The organism is Klebsiella sp. R390 (assembly GCF_051131745.1).
Taxonomy (GTDB): domain Bacteria; phylum Pseudomonadota; class Gammaproteobacteria; order Enterobacterales; family Enterobacteriaceae; genus Klebsiella.
Map to the genome: position 1 here is coordinate 1,705,501 of NZ_CP180445.1, position 14,425 is coordinate 1,719,925.

At 52.9% G+C, this 14,425-nt stretch carries 10 protein-coding genes, 2 tRNA genes and 3 rRNA genes; 6 read left to right on the plus strand and 9 right to left on the minus strand.

What is annotated here, in order from left to right; genetic code table 11:
* Positions 1–85: 85 nt before the first annotated feature.
* Entirely contained in the window at positions 86–883 is a 798-nt protein-coding gene (locus tag ACMYSP_RS07985) for an endonuclease/exonuclease/phosphatase family protein (RefSeq protein WP_434587043.1), read from the minus strand.
* A 103-nt stretch (positions 884–986) separates the two neighbouring features.
* Positions 987–2,174, minus strand: a complete 1,188-nt coding sequence (locus ACMYSP_RS07990) for an MFS transporter (RefSeq protein ID WP_434586278.1) — start codon at positions 2,172–2,174, stop codon at positions 987–989.
* 104 nt (positions 2,175–2,278) lie between these two features.
* Between ACMYSP_RS07990 and yafC the strand changes: the two genes are divergently transcribed.
* Positions 2,279–3,181 carry a DNA-binding transcriptional regulator YafC gene (yafC, locus tag ACMYSP_RS07995; RefSeq protein ID WP_434586279.1) on the plus strand — a complete coding sequence of 301 codons (903 nt, stop codon included), beginning with the start codon at positions 2,279–2,281 and terminating at the stop codon, positions 3,179–3,181.
* 38 nt (positions 3,182–3,219) lie between these two features.
* On the opposite strand, the gene dkgB is transcribed toward yafC, so the two are convergent.
* The 7 genes from dkgB to gmhB form a co-directional block, all read right to left on the minus strand.
* A complete protein-coding gene (dkgB, locus tag ACMYSP_RS08000; protein ID WP_434586280.1) occupies positions 3,220–4,023 on the minus strand; it encodes a 2,5-didehydrogluconate reductase DkgB in 804 nt (267 codons plus the stop codon).
* A gap of 227 nt (positions 4,024–4,250) precedes the next feature.
* Positions 4,251–4,327: transfer RNA gene (locus ACMYSP_RS08005), tRNA-Asp, on the minus strand.
* A gap of 55 nt (positions 4,328–4,382) precedes the next feature.
* Positions 4,383–4,498 (minus strand): 5S ribosomal RNA (gene rrf / locus ACMYSP_RS08010).
* Positions 4,499–4,591: 93 nt separating this feature from the next.
* Positions 4,592–7,496 (minus strand): 23S ribosomal RNA (locus tag ACMYSP_RS08015).
* Between the two features lie 218 nt (positions 7,497–7,714).
* Positions 7,715–7,790 (minus strand) — tRNA-Glu (locus ACMYSP_RS08020).
* Positions 7,791–7,875: 85 nt separating this feature from the next.
* Positions 7,876–9,417, minus strand: a 16S ribosomal RNA gene (locus ACMYSP_RS08025).
* The 16S, 23S and 5S rRNA genes sit together here with 2 tRNA genes alongside, the layout of an rRNA operon.
* 355 nt (positions 9,418–9,772) lie before the next feature.
* Positions 9,773–10,339, minus strand: a complete 567-nt coding sequence (gene gmhB / locus ACMYSP_RS08030) for a D-glycero-beta-D-manno-heptose 1,7-bisphosphate 7-phosphatase (RefSeq protein ID WP_434586281.1) — start codon at positions 10,337–10,339, stop codon at positions 9,773–9,775.
* Between the two features lie 189 nt (positions 10,340–10,528).
* On the opposite strand from gmhB, the gene metN reads away from it, so the two are divergent.
* The 5 genes from metN to tsaA all read left to right on the plus strand — a co-directional run bounded on the left by metN (position 10,529) and on the right by tsaA (position 14,324).
* Complete coding sequence (gene metN / locus ACMYSP_RS08035; RefSeq protein WP_123757390.1) at positions 10,529–11,560, plus strand: methionine ABC transporter ATP-binding protein MetN; 1,032 nt, start codon at positions 10,529–10,531, stop codon at positions 11,558–11,560.
* Complete coding sequence (locus ACMYSP_RS08040; protein WP_041144154.1) at positions 11,553–12,206, plus strand: methionine ABC transporter permease MetI; 654 nt, start codon at positions 11,553–11,555, stop codon at positions 12,204–12,206. The genes metN and ACMYSP_RS08040 overlap by 8 nt, the downstream gene beginning before the upstream one ends.
* 82 nt (positions 12,207–12,288) lie before the next feature.
* A complete protein-coding gene (gene metQ, locus ACMYSP_RS08045; protein WP_123757391.1) occupies positions 12,289–13,104 on the plus strand; it encodes a methionine ABC transporter substrate-binding lipoprotein MetQ in 816 nt (271 codons plus the stop codon).
* Between the two features lie 108 nt (positions 13,105–13,212).
* Positions 13,213–13,620, plus strand: coding sequence for an Rcs stress response system protein RcsF (gene rcsF / locus ACMYSP_RS08050; protein WP_434586282.1), 408 nt, complete (start codon positions 13,213–13,215; stop codon positions 13,618–13,620).
* The gene (tsaA, locus tag ACMYSP_RS08055) at positions 13,617–14,324 is read left to right on the plus strand and encodes a tRNA (N6-threonylcarbamoyladenosine(37)-N6)-methyltransferase TrmO (protein ID WP_434586283.1); all 708 of its coding nucleotides are present in this window, start codon (positions 13,617–13,619) and stop codon (positions 14,322–14,324) included. The genes rcsF and tsaA overlap by 4 nt, the downstream gene beginning before the upstream one ends.
* The last annotated feature ends 101 nt before the right edge of the window (positions 14,325–14,425 follow it).

Below are 14,425 nucleotides of genomic sequence, written 5' to 3' on the forward strand. Positions count from 1 at the left end.
TGTTGTTGTCCTTCGGTTGTTTGAATAATAAAGGCGGACGACTGGTGGTGCAGGTCCGCCCCATGGCAGACCTGACGTACCTCTATTAATCAGGTTTGCCGGGACTGAATTCGACTAGTAGTGGGTTGTGGTCTGAGGCGCGAGTCACCAGCACGGAAGCATCGTGCACGCTTAACCCACGATAGAACACAAAATCGAGCGGACGACCAAACGCACGGCGGCGCTGATCGTCAGGGAAACGGACTTCACGCAGCGACATTTCGCGCGCAAAGCGATAGAGCGCGTTCATTCGCGGACGGCTCCAGGCATTAAAATCACCGGCCATGATCACCGGTCCACTGTGGTGGGCAATCTGATCGCCAATGGGCAACAGCTGCTTGCTGTAGACATCGACGCCCAGGCTGAAGTTAACCGCGTGAATATTAACGACCATCAGCAAACACATGTCCGGCAGCGGATAAACGGTGACTAACGCAGATTTCGCCAGACGCAGAATCGGCTCACGCTCGCGCAGGGGGCAGCAATAGACCGGATGAGCCGAAGCCAGCGTCATCACGCCGGAGGGATGCTGCGGCAGGACCAAAGCAGGCACCTGATCGGCCGCCAGATAATTCGTCGTGGCAAACCTCACCATTTCAGGGGTGGTTTGCGCTTCCTGTAACAGCACCAGATGCGCGTCTTTACCGAAGTTATTGAGAACGGACTTCCACTCAGCACGCTGCTGCTTAAAGATATTCCACACCAGTACGCGGATTTTTTCATCGGTGCTTAACGGCACGCCGCTAGAGAATGCCGGAGTCACGCCAGCAAACGACCCCGGAGGCAAAATTCTCTCCGCGGGCTGTCCGGCGACGTAGCGCATGGCATAAGTATTCTTTCGCAATTTAGGCATCAAACCTCAATAACAGGGAACCAGCCTGACTGCGGCTGGTTCTTCTGTTATAGGGACTTTCGCAGGCACTTTCAATGCAATTCGCGAGAAACCTTTACCCTTCTACCGTCGCAACCTTTGCTGGCTGGGACTTATCCAGGCGCCCGCTCAGGGCAACCAGCAGCAGCGCTGCAAGCACTATCACCGCGCCAATCCATGGCGTCTCGGCCAGCCCATAACGTTCGACAGTTTGTCCACCAATGAGTGAACCTAAGGCGATACCGATGTTAAACGCCGCAATATTCAGGCCGGAGGCAACGTCAACGGCCGCAGGGGTATATTGCTCCGCTTTCTGTACCACATACACCTGCAGGCCCGGCACATTGCCGAAAGCAAAAATGCCCATCACCAGCACCGTCGCCAGCGCCGCGTACTGAATGCTGGCGGTAAACTGGAATACCAGCAGCAGAACCACCAACGCGGCAAAGATAAGCTTCAGCGCTGCCACGGCCCCATGCTTATCGGCCAGTTTGCCGCCCCAGACGTTACCAATCGCAACAGAGATACCGTAGCCGAGCAGAATCCAGCTCACCGTGGAGGGGCTAAACCCGGCCAGTTCCTGCATCATCGGGGCGAGGAAAGTAAACGCGGTGAAGACGCCACCATATCCCAATGCCGTAATGGCATAAATCATCAGCAAACGCGGTTGAGTCAGGACTTTAAGCTGATCCCGCAGGCTCGCACTGGCGCGGGCAGGAATCGTATTCGGCACCAGAATAAGGCTACTCACCAGGGCAATGACGCCAAGGATCGATACCGCCAGGAAGGTTTCACGCCAGCCAAAATGCTGACCGATAAAGGTCCCGACCGGCACGCCGGTAACCAGCGCTACGGTTAAACCGCCAAACATAATGGCAATGGCCGAGGCGGCTTTCTCTTTCGGCACCAGGCTGGTGGCGATCGTAGAACCGATGGAGAAGAACACGCCATGCGCCAGGCCGGTCAACAGGCGGGCAAAGACCAGGGTTTCATAACCAGGAGCCTGCCAGGCCAGCAGGTTACCGGCGGTAAACAGCACCATCAACGCCAGCAACAGTTGTTTACGCGGCATACGCCCGGTCAGTGCGGTCAGCACCGGGGCACCAATCGCCACACCCAGGGCATAAATAGAAACCAGCAGGCCGGCAGAAGGCAGCGAGATCGCAAGTTGTTGTGCAATGGTGGGAACCAGGCCCACAATCACAAACTCTGTGGTGCCAATAGCAAAGGCACCGATAGTTAAAGCAAGTAGCGCCAGTGGCATAATTCACTCCGTATCATCAGGATTAAGATGACACGCAGTATGCGGCGATGTTTAAATAACAAAAACCATCAAAATCTCAATAGAATTTTGCCACAGGTGCAACAATGCGAGCCACGTCAGAAGAGATTGCCATCTTTATCGCCGTCGTTGAAAGCGGCAGCTTTAGCCGGGCGGCAGAGCAACTGGGTCACGCCAATTCCGCCGTCAGTCGGGCGGTAAAAAAACTGGAATCGAAACTTGGCGTCAGTCTGTTAAACCGGACGACTCGTCAGCTTAGTCTGACCGAGGAAGGAGAACGCTATTTCCGCCGCATGCAGGTGGTTCTGCAGGAAATGGCAGCAGCAGAGAACGAACTGCTGGAGACCAGGACGACGCCGAGGGGTTTGTTGCGTGTGGATGCCGCCACGCCTGTAATGCTGCATTTCCTGATGCCCCTCATCAAACCTTTTCGTGAACGCTATCCGGAGATGACTCTGGCTCTGGTGTCATCGGAAACCTTCATTAACCTGATTGAGCGTAAAGTTGATGTGGCGATCCGCGCCGGTACCTTGACGGACTCCAGCCTTCGAGCGCGTCCGCTTTTTAGCAGCTACCGGAAAATTATCGCCTCGCCGGACTATCTCGCGCGTCACGGCATGCCACAGCGGGTTGCTGACCTGAAGGATCATCAATGTCTGGGCTTTACCGAACCTGTCTCGCTGAATACGTGGCCCGTATCCTGCTGCGACGGTCAGCTGCTGGAAGTAAATTGTGAAATCGCGTCAAACAGCGGAGAGACTGTTAAGCAGCTATGCCTGGCGGGAAATGGCATTGCCTGCCTGTCGGACTATATGGTGAATGAGGAAATTGCGAGCGGGGACTTTGTTGAACTGCTGGCGGAGCACCGGTTACCGGTAGAGATGCCCTTCAGCGCGGTCTATTACAGTGACAGAGCCGTCAGCACGCGCATCAGAGCTTTTATCGACTTCCTGAGTGAGCATGCAAAACAGCTCCCGCAGGAGCTGTAATCACGTTTTATTGAGAAAGTTGCGTGCGGTCTTAACGATCAATCCCACGCGGGCGCAAGGCCTTCCGGGCTTACCAGCCGATCGTTACACTCCAGCCCGGCGATCGCCTGACGATCGTCGTCATCCAGCTGCAGATCCTGCGCGATCAGATTACTGGCCAGATTTTCGCGCTTTGTCGATGAAGGTATAACGGCATAGCCCTCCCCCATTGCCCAGGAGAGAATGACCTGTGCCGGTGTCGCGTTGTGTTTGGCTGCAATCGCGTTAATCACCTCATCTTTCAGCGCATGACCATATGCCAGCGTCATGTACGACGTGATATGAATACCGTGCGCTGTTGCCCACTCCACCACTTTGCGGTTTTTCAAATACGGGGAGAGCTCTATCTGATTGGTCGCGATATGTTCCGCACCAATGGCTGCTATTGCACGCTCCATCAACGGGATCGTAAAGTTGGAGATACCGATCTGGCGAGTCAGGCCCAGCGCTTTCGCTTCCAGCAGGGCTGGCATAAACTCTTCGACGGCCACCGCATCATTGGGGGATGGCCAGTGGATTAGGGTCAGATCGACATAATCGGTCCGCAGCTTTTGCAGACTCTCTCTAAGGCTGGCGATAAGCTGGTCTTTGCCCAGGTTTTCAATCCAGATTTTGGTGGTGATAAACAGCTCATCACGAGCAACGCCACTTTCCTCAATGGCCTGACCGACAGCCGCTTCATTTTCATAAATCTGAGCCGTATCAATCGCACGATATCCCAGTTCCAGAGCCGTTTTAACCGACGCGATAACAACCTCATCTTTAAGACGGAAGGTTCCAAGACCAAATGCAGGGATTGTCATAAATGTCCTCGTTTTTCTTTATACAGGCGAATTAAGGTCATTATGTTCACGATACAGCGATAGAAAAAGATCGATAAAAGCAGAAGATTTTTGCTAATACAGCAAAAGTTAAGGGATAGTTCAGTTGTAAACGGGGGACGAATTTCAGACGAAAAAAAACCGTATCGCTTTACAGCGATACGGCTTCTTAATAAGACAGGATGTATAAAAACAACCTGAATAATAAGTGGCGGAACGGACGGGACTCGAACCCGCGACCCCCTGCGTGACAGGCAGGTATTCTAACCGACTGAACTACCGCTCCACCGAATTTCTTTACAACAACCGGTTTATTGCCCCGGTTTCACTGCTAATTTGATGCCTGGCAGTTCCCTACTCTCACATGGGGAGACCCCACACTACCATCGGCGCTACGGCGTTTCACTTCTGAGTTCGGCATGGGGTCAGGTGGGACCACCGCGCTATCGCCGCCAGGCAAATTCTGTTATCAGGATGCTAAAAGCACCCCAACTAATCTGTATCAGGCTGAAAATCTTCTCTCTGTCCACCAAAACAGCTTTGGCGTTGTAAGGTTAAGCCTCACGGTTCATTAGTATCGGTTAGCTCAACGTATCGCTACGCTTACACACCCGACCTATCAACGTCGTCGTCTTCAACGTTCCTTCAGGACTCTCAAGGAGTCAGGGAGAACTCATCTCGGGGCAAGTTTCGTGCTTAGATGCTTTCAGCACTTATCTTTTCCGCATTTAGCTACCGGGCAATGCCATTGGCATGACAACCCGAACACCAGTGATGCGTCCACTCCGGTCCTCTCGTACTAGGAGCAGCCCCCCTCAATTCTCCAGCGCCCACGGCAGATAGGGACCGAACTGTCTCACGACGTTCTAAACCCAGCTCGCGTACCACTTTAAACGGCGAACAGCCGTACCCTTGGGACCTACTTCAGCCCCAGGATGTGATGAGCCGACATCGAGGTGCCAAACACCGCCGTCGATATGAACTCTTGGGCGGTATCAGCCTGTTATCCCCGGAGTACCTTTTATCCGTTGAGCGATGGCCCTTCCATTCAGAACCACCGGATCACTATGACCTGCTTTCGCACCTGCTCGCGCCGTCACGCTCGCAGTCAAGCTAGCTTATGCCATTGCACTAACCTCCTGATGTCCGACCAGGATTAGCTAACCTTCGTGCTCCTCCGTTACTCTTTGGGAGGAGACCGCCCCAGTCAAACTACCCACCAGACACTGTCCGCAACCCGGATCACGGGTCTACGTTAGAACATCAAACATTAAAGGGTGGTATTTCAAGGTTGGCTCCACGCAGACTGGCGTCCACGCTTCAAAGCCTCCCACCTATCCTACACATCAAGGCTCAATGTTCAGTGTCAAGCTATAGTAAAGGTTCACGGGGTCTTTCCGTCTTGCCGCGGGTACACTGCATCTTCACAGCGAGTTCAATTTCACTGAGTCTCGGGTGGAGACAGCCTGGCCATCATTACGCCATTCGTGCAGGTCGGAACTTACCCGACAAGGAATTTCGCTACCTTAGGACCGTTATAGTTACGGCCGCCGTTTACCGGGGCTTCGATCAAGAGCTTCTCCTTACGGATAACCCCATCAATTAACCTTCCGGCACCGGGCAGGCGTCACACCGTATACGTCCACTTTCGTGTTTGCACAGTGCTGTGTTTTTAATAAACAGTTGCAGCCAGCTGGTATCTTCGACTGATTTCAGCTCCACGAGCAAGTCGCTTCACTTACCATCAGCGTGCCTTCTCCCGAAGTTACGGCACCATTTTGCCTAGTTCCTTCACCCGAGTTCTCTCAAGCGCCTTGGTATTCTCTACCTGACCACCTGTGTCGGTTTGGGGTACGATTTGATGTTACCTGATGCTTAGAGGCTTTTCCTGGAAGCAGGGCATTTGTTACTTCAGCACCGTAGTGCCTCGTCATCACACCTCAGCGTTAACAGAAGTCCGGATTTACCTAAACTTCCCGCCTACATGCTTAAACCGGGACAACCGTCGCCCGGCTAACATAGCCTTCTCCGTCCCCCTTCGCAGTAACACCGAGTACAGGAATATTAACCTGTTTCCCATCGACTACGCCTTTCGGCCTCGCCTTAGGGGTCGACTCACCCTGCCCCGATTAACGTTGGACAGGAACCCTTGGTCTTCCGGCGAGCGGGCTTTTCACCCGCTTTATCGTTACTTATGTCAGCATTCGCACTTCTGATACCTCCAGCAACCCTCACAGGCCACCTTCAACGGCTTACAGAACGCTCCCCTACCCAACAACACATAGTGTCGCTGCCGCAGCTTCGGTGCATGGTTTAGCCCCGTTACATCTTCCGCGCAGGCCGACTCGACCAGTGAGCTATTACGCTTTCTTTAAATGATGGCTGCTTCTAAGCCAACATCCTGGCTGTCTGTGCCTTCCCACATCGTTTCCCACTTAACCATGACTTTGGGACCTTAGCTGGCGGTCTGGGTTGTTTCCCTCTTCACGACGGACGTTAGCACCCGCCGTGTGTCTCCCGTGATAACATTCTTCGGTATTCGTAGTTTGCATCGGGTTGGTAAGTCGGGATGACCCCCTAGCCGAAACAGTGCTCTACCCCCGAAGATGAGTTCACGAGGCGCTACCTAAATAGCTTTCGGGGAGAACCAGCTATCTCCCGGTTTGATTGGCCTTTCACCCCCAGCCACAAGTCATCCGCTAATTTTTCAACATTAGTCGGTTCGGTCCTCCAGTTAGTGTTACCCAACCTTCAACCTGCCCATGGCTAGATCACCGGGTTTCGGGTCTATACCCTGCAACTTAACGCCCAGTTAAGACTCGGTTTCCCTACGGCTCCCCTATACGGTTAACCTTGCTACAGAATATAAGTCGCTGACCCATTATACAAAAGGTACGCAGTCACCTAACAAGTAGGCTCCCACTGCTTGTACGTACACGGTTTCAGGTTCTTTTTCACTCCCCTCGCCGGGGTTCTTTTCGCCTTTCCCTCACGGTACTGGTTCACTATCGGTCAGTCAGGAGTATTTAGCCTTGGAGGATGGTCCCCCCATATTCAGACAGGATACCACGTGTCCCGCCCTACTCTTCGAGTTCACAACGTGTGCATTTTAGTGTACGGGGCTATCACCCTGTACCGCCGGACTTTCCAGACCGTTCCACTAACACACGCGCTGATTCAGACTCTGGGCTCCTCCCCGTTCGCTCGCCGCTACTGGGGGAATCTCGGTTGATTTCTTTTCCTCGGGGTACTTAGATGTTTCAGTTCCCCCGGTTCGCTTCGTTAAGCTATGTATTCACTTAACGATAGTGTGACGAATCACACTGGGTTTCCCCATTCGGAAATCGCCGGTTATAACGGTTCATATCACCTTACCGACGCTTATCGCAGATTAGCACGTCCTTCATCGCCTCTGACTGCCAGGGCATCCACCGTGTACGCTTAGTCGCTTAACCTCACAACCCGAAGCTGTTTCGTAAAACAGTTCGCGTTGCGAAAATTTGAGAGACTCGAACACACCGCTTTTCCTTTCTTATTACGGAGAAAGGAAACAGTGTGTCGTTTCAATTTTCAGCTTGATCCAGATTTTTAAAGAGCAAATATCTCAAACGTGATTCCGGAGAACCAGTTTTGAGATATTGAGGTCGGCGACTTTCACTCACAAACCAGCAAGTGGCGTCCCCTAGGGGATTCGAACCCCTGTTACCGCCGTGAAAGGGCGGTGTCCTGGGCCTCTAGACGAAGGGGACACTGAAGTCTCAATCGCAAGACGCCTTGCTATTTACTTTTCATCAGACAATCTGTGTGGACACTACAAAGGCAGGTTCTTTCAGGTAAGGAGGTGATCCAACCGCAGGTTCCCCTACGGTTACCTTGTTACGACTTCACCCCAGTCATGAATCACAAAGTGGTAAGCGCCCTCCCGAAGGTTAAGCTACCTACTTCTTTTGCAACCCACTCCCATGGTGTGACGGGCGGTGTGTACAAGGCCCGGGAACGTATTCACCGTAGCATTCTGATCTACGATTACTAGCGATTCCGACTTCATGGAGTCGAGTTGCAGACTCCAATCCGGACTACGACATACTTTATGAGGTCCGCTTGCTCTCGCGAGGTCGCTTCTCTTTGTATATGCCATTGTAGCACGTGTGTAGCCCTACTCGTAAGGGCCATGATGACTTGACGTCATCCCCACCTTCCTCCAGTTTATCACTGGCAGTCTCCTTTGAGTTCCCGGCCGGACCGCTGGCAACAAAGGATAAGGGTTGCGCTCGTTGCGGGACTTAACCCAACATTTCACAACACGAGCTGACGACAGCCATGCAGCACCTGTCTCAGAGTTCCCGAAGGCACCAAAGCATCTCTGCTAAGTTCTCTGGATGTCAAGAGTAGGTAAGGTTCTTCGCGTTGCATCGAATTAAACCACATGCTCCACCGCTTGTGCGGGCCCCCGTCAATTCATTTGAGTTTTAACCTTGCGGCCGTACTCCCCAGGCGGTCGACTTAACGCGTTAGCTCCGGAAGCCACTCCTCAAGGGAACAACCTCCAAGTCGACATCGTTTACAGCGTGGACTACCAGGGTATCTAATCCTGTTTGCTCCCCACGCTTTCGCACCTGAGCGTCAGTCTTTGTCCAGGGGGCCGCCTTCGCCACCGGTATTCCTCCAGATCTCTACGCATTTCACCGCTACACCTGGAATTCTACCCCCTCTACAAGACTCAAGCTTGCCAGTTTCAAATGCAGTTCCCAGGTTGAGCCCGGGGATTTCACATCTGACTTAACAAACCGCCTGCGTGCGCTTTACGCCCAGTAATTCCGATTAACGCTTGCACCCTCCGTATTACCGCGGCTGCTGGCACGGAGTTAGCCGGTGCTTCTTCTGCGAGTAACGTCAATCACTAAGGTTATTAACCTTAATGCCTTCCTCCTCGCTGAAAGTAACTTTACAACCCGAAGGCCTTCTTCATACACGCGGCATGGCTGCATCAGGCTTGCGCCCATTGTGCAATATTCCCCACTGCTGCCTCCCGTAGGAGTCTGGACCGTGTCTCAGTTCCAGTGTGGCTGGTCATCCTCTCAGACCAGCTAGGGATCGTCGCCTAGGTGAGCCATTACCCCACCTACTAGCTAATCCCATCTGGGCACATCTGATGGCATGAGGCCCGAAGGTCCCCCACTTTGGTCTTGCGACGTTATGCGGTATTAGCTACCGTTTCCAGTAGTTATCCCCCTCCATCAGGCAGTTTCCCAGACATTACTCACCCGTCCGCCGCTCGTCACCCGGAGAGCAAGCTCTCCTGTGCTACCGCTCGACTTGCATGTGTTAGGCCTGCCGCCAGCGTTCAATCTGAGCCATGATCAAACTCTTCAATTTAAGTTTGATGCTCGTGAATTAAACTTCGTAATGAATTACGTGTTCACTCAGAGACTTGGTATTCATTTTTCGTCCGAGGACGTTAAGAATCCATGTCACTTTGAGTGCCCACACAGATTGTCTGATAAATTGTTAAAGAGCAGTGCGACGGCGCTTAGCGCTCTGTCGCGAGGTGGCGTATATTACGCTTTCCTCTTTCAGAGTCAACCTCATTTTTCAGAAGTTTTCTCTTTCAACCCGGCAGCTTGTTTGCCGTTGTTCCGTGTCGATGGAGGCGCATTATAGGGAGCCAGCCGGGAATGACAAGCGGAAAAATGCATTTTTATTTCAACCGCTCATCTTTTATACGTAACGCTTATATTTGCTGCTTTTTGATAGCTTCAGGCAGGTCTGCAAGGCTATTCAATACCCAATCAGCGGCATTTTCCGCTTCTGGCGTGACAGGCTTGCCGGTGCGTACCAGTACTTTAGTCCCTATAGAAGCAGCCGCTGCAGCCTGCATGTCTTCAATTTTATCGCCAACCATATAAGAAGAGGCCATATCGATATGAAGGTAGTCACGCGCCGAGATAAACATCCCCGGGTGCGGCTTACGGCAATCACAGGTCTGACGATACTCTTCCACCGTCCCCTGCGGGTGATGCGGGCAATAATAGATACCGTCCAGATCAACACCGCGATCGGCCAGTGACCAGTCCATCCATTCCGTCAGCGTTTCAAACTGCGCTTCCGTGAACTTTCCGCGCGCGATGCCGGATTGATTGGTAACCACCACAAGGGCGAAACCCATCTCCTTTAATTGACGCATCGCATCAATAACACCATCGATAAATTCAAAGTTGTCGATTTCGTGGACATAGCCATGATCGACATTAATTGTGCCGTCACGGTCAAGAAAAATTGCAGGTACTGACTTTGCCACCGTTATGCTCCTGATAAAGGCTAGTCTGATTAGTATCGCATGTTTCGCTATGCAAGAAAGTGCTCATTATTCAGCTGCTGGATTGATTTAGACGTCTGGATGCCTTAACATCCATTTCATTGACAGGCATCGCCTGGACACGGCAGAAGAAAATGCCACGGCACACGGCTAAACGATAATAAATAACTGATGATTAAACTTTCGAATATCACCAAAGTGTTCCAGCAAGGGAATCGCACCATACAGGCGCTGAACGATGTCAGCCTGCATGTCCCTGCCGGACAAATTTATGGCGTTATCGGCGCATCTGGTGCTGGTAAAAGTACGCTTATTCGCTGCGTGAACCTGCTTGAACGCCCGACAGAAGGTAGCGTTCAGGTTGGCGGTCAGGAACTGACTGCGCTTTCTGAAAAAGAACTGACCCGCGCACGCCGCCAGATTGGCATGATTTTCCAGCACTTTAATCTGCTGGCTTCCCGTACCGTTTTTGGCAACGTCGCACTGCCGCTGGAACTGGACAACACTCCACAAGCAGAGATTAAACGTCGCGTGACCGAACTGTTGGATCTTGTTGGTCTAGCCGATAAACATGACAGCTACCCGGCCAACCTCTCCGGCGGGCAGAAACAACGTGTCGCGATTGCCCGCGCCCTGGCAAGCAACCCGAAGGTGCTGCTGTGTGATGAAGCCACCAGCGCCCTGGATCCGGCAACCACACGCTCCATCCTTGAGCTGTTGAAAGATATCAACCGTCGCCTTGGCCTGACGATTCTGCTGATCACCCACGAGATGGACGTCGTCAAACGCATCTGCGATTGCGTCGCGGTCATCAGCAACGGTCAGTTGATCGAGCAGGATACGGTGAGTGAAGTCTTCTCTCATCCGAAGACCCCGCTGGCACAGCAGTTTATTCAGTCCACGTTGCATCTGGATATTCCGGACGATTATCAGGCCCGCCTGAAACCAACCGCGCAACCGGATAGCGTGCCAATGCTGCGCATGGAGTTTACCGGCCACTCTGTTGATGCCCCGTTGCTCTCTGAAACCGCCCGTCGCTTTAATGTGAATAACAACATTATTAGCGCGCAGATGGATTACGCCGGCGGCGTGAAGTTCGGCATTATGCTGACCGAGATGCACGGCACGCAGGAAGATACCCAGGCCGCTATCGCCTGGTTGCAGGAACACCATGTAAAAGTAGAGGTACTGGGTTATGTCTGAGGCAATGATTTGGCTGCTGTTGCGCGGCGTATGGGAAACGCTGGCCATGACGTTTGTCTCCGGCTTTTTCGGTTTTGTCCTCGGCCTGCCTGTCGGTGTGCTGCTGTACGTGACCCGTCCAGGACAGATTGCCGCCAACGCGAAGCTTTACCGGACGCTCTCCGCGCTGGTTAACATCTTCCGTTCTATTCCTTTCATTATCTTGCTGGTATGGATGATTCCATTCACCCGCGTGATTGTTGGTACCTCCATCGGCCTGCAGGCGGCGATTGTACCGCTGACGGTTGGCGCCGCGCCGTTTATCGCCCGTATGGTCGAAAACGCGCTGCTGGAAATTCCGACCGGGTTGATTGAAGCCTCCCGTGCAATGGGCGCAACACCGATGCAGATCGTCCGCAAGGTGCTGCTGCCAGAAGCGCTGCCGGGACTGGTGAACGCCGCCACCATCACCCTGATTACCCTGGTAGGTTATTCCGCCATGGGCGGGGCGGTGGGTGCCGGCGGTCTTGGGCAGATTGGCTATCAGTACGGCTACATCGGCTACAACGCAACGGTAATGAATACGGTGCTGGTATTACTGGTTATTCTGGTTTATTTAATCCAATTCTCTGGCGATCGTATCGTCCGGGCTGTGACTCACAAATAACACACAACACACCATCATGTGGGCCGTCTCTGGGCGGTCTGATGACTCGTGTACACAAAGACTCTTACAGAAAGGAAATAACATGGCCTTTAATTTTAAAACCTTTGCGGCGGTCGGCGCGTTAATCGGTTCTCTGGCTCTGGTGGGTTGTGGTCAGGATGAGAAAGACCCGAACCATATCAAAGTCGGCGTCATCGTGGGTGCAGAACAGCAGGTTGCTGAAGTTGCTCAGAAAGTGGCGAAAGAGAAATACGGTCTCGACGTAGAGCTGGTGACCTTCAACGATTACGTTCTGCCGAACGAAGCGCTGAGCAAAGGCGACATCGACGTCAACGCCTTCCAGCATAAACCGTACCTCGACCAGCAAATTAAAGACCGTGGCTACAAGCTGGTTGCCGTCGGTAACTCCTTTGTTTACCCGATTGCCGGTTACTCCAAGAAAATCAAATCTCTGGACGAGCTGCAGCCGGGCTCCCAGATTGCTATTCCTAACGACCCGACTAACCTCGGCCGTTCCCTGCTGCTGCTGCAGCAAGTGGGCCTGATCAAACTGAAAGAAGGCGTTGGCTTGCTGCCGACCTCTCTGGATATCGTTGAAAACCCGAAAAACCTGAAGATTGTTGAGCTGGAAGCACCGCAGCTGCCACGTTCTCTGGATGACGCGCAAATCTCTCTGGCAGTGATCAACACCACCTACGCCAGCCAGATCGGCCTGACTCCGGCGAAAGATGGTATCTTCGTTGAAGATAAAGACTCCCCGTACGTGAACCTGATTGTTGCTCGCGAAGACAACAAAGATGCCGAAAATGTGAAGAAATTTGTTCAGGCATACCAGAGCGATGAAGTTTACGAAGCGGCGAACAAAATCTTTAACGGTGGTGCTGTGAAAGGCTGGTAATCTTTTTTCACCGTAATATCATTCAGGACGGGCTTAATGCCCGTCTTGTCATTTATGCAAGCGCCTGATTCAATAGCGCCCTGTTTGATTATTTTTTGAGGAATTCCTATGCGTGCTTTACCGGTCTGTTTGTTAGCGCTCATGTTAAGCGGCTGTTCAATGCTAAGCAGATCTCCCGTCGAACCTGTACAAAGCACCGCAACTGCCCCTGCTAAAACGGAAACGGCAAAACCGAAAGCATCGCGTCCGGCGCCGGTAAGAATTTACACCGATGCATCCGCACTGGTCGGCAAGCCTTTCCGCGATCTGGGTGAAGTGACTGGCGAATCTTGCCAGGCCAGCAATCAGGACTCACCGCCAAATATCCCGACCGCCCGCAAACGTCTGCAAATTAATGCGGCCAAAATGAAAGCTAACGCGGTCCTTCTGCACAGCTGTGAAGTCACCAGCGGTACACCGGGATGCTATCGTCAGGCCGTTTGTCTGGGTTCCGCGCTTAACGTTTCGGCGCAATGAGTGCTTTCCAGTTCGCGCAGATAGGTGTGATTCGTTCGCCCTATAAAGAAAAGTTTGCCGTGCCGCGCCAGCCAGGTCTGGTCAAAAATGGTGGTGGCGAACTACATTTGCTGCCGCCCTATAATCAAGCGGACGCCGTACGCGGTCTGGAAGACTTTAGCCATCTGTGGGTGCTGTTTGTCTTCCATCAGACAATGGAAGGTGGGTGGCGCCCTACCGTGCGCCCTCCCCGCCTCGGCGGGAATGCGCGTATGGGCGTGTTCGCCACGCGTTCAACGTTTCGCCCTAATCCCATCGGGATGTCGCTGGTCGAACTCAAAGGTATCCACTGCCAGAAAGAGCAGGTCATCCTGCAGCTCGGGAGTCTGGACCTGGTGGACGGCACCCCAGTGGTGGATATCAAACCTTATCTGCCGTTTGCCGAAGCGCTGCCGGATGCCAGCGCCAGCTATGCCCAGCAGGCACCGCTGGCGGAGATGACGGTGAGCTTTACGCCTGAGCTGGACACGCAGCTTTTCACACTGGAAAAGCGCTATCCGCACCTTAGAGCGTTTATCCGGGAAGTGCTGGCGCAGGATCCGCGTCCTGCCTATCGTAAAGAGGAAGAAGCGGGAAAAACCTATGCCGTCTGGCTGCTTGATTTCAACGTCCGCTGGCGTGTTATCCCGTCGGGTTTTGAAGTCTTTGCCCTTGAACCACGGTAATTTTATTTTCCTCTCTTTTGGCATCTTTGCCACACTGGTAAACTAAACCACTTTTTTTGTTTCAGGCTGGTCCCCAGCCTGTTCCGATCGTCCAAATGGAA

Bases quoted from the DNA above. Each gene is read 5' to 3' on its own strand.
- ACMYSP_RS07990 (WP_434586278.1), bottom strand. From the start codon at position 2,174: ATGCCACTGGCGCTACTTGCTTTAACTATCGGTGCCTTTGCTATTGGC.
- yafC (WP_434586279.1), top strand. From the start codon at position 2,279: ATGCGAGCCACGTCAGAAGAGATTGCCATCTTTATCGCCGTCGTTGAA.
- dkgB (WP_434586280.1), bottom strand. From the start codon at position 4,023: ATGACAATCCCTGCATTTGGTCTTGGAACCTTCCGTCTTAAAGATGAG.
- metN (WP_123757390.1), top strand. From the start codon at position 10,529: ATGATTAAACTTTCGAATATCACCAAAGTGTTCCAGCAAGGGAATCGC.
- ACMYSP_RS08040 (WP_041144154.1), top strand. From the start codon at position 11,553: ATGTCTGAGGCAATGATTTGGCTGCTGTTGCGCGGCGTATGGGAAACG.
- metQ (WP_123757391.1), top strand. From the start codon at position 12,289: ATGGCCTTTAATTTTAAAACCTTTGCGGCGGTCGGCGCGTTAATCGGT.
- rcsF (WP_434586282.1), top strand. From the start codon at position 13,213: ATGCGTGCTTTACCGGTCTGTTTGTTAGCGCTCATGTTAAGCGGCTGT.
- tsaA (WP_434586283.1), top strand. From the start codon at position 13,617: ATGAGTGCTTTCCAGTTCGCGCAGATAGGTGTGATTCGTTCGCCCTAT.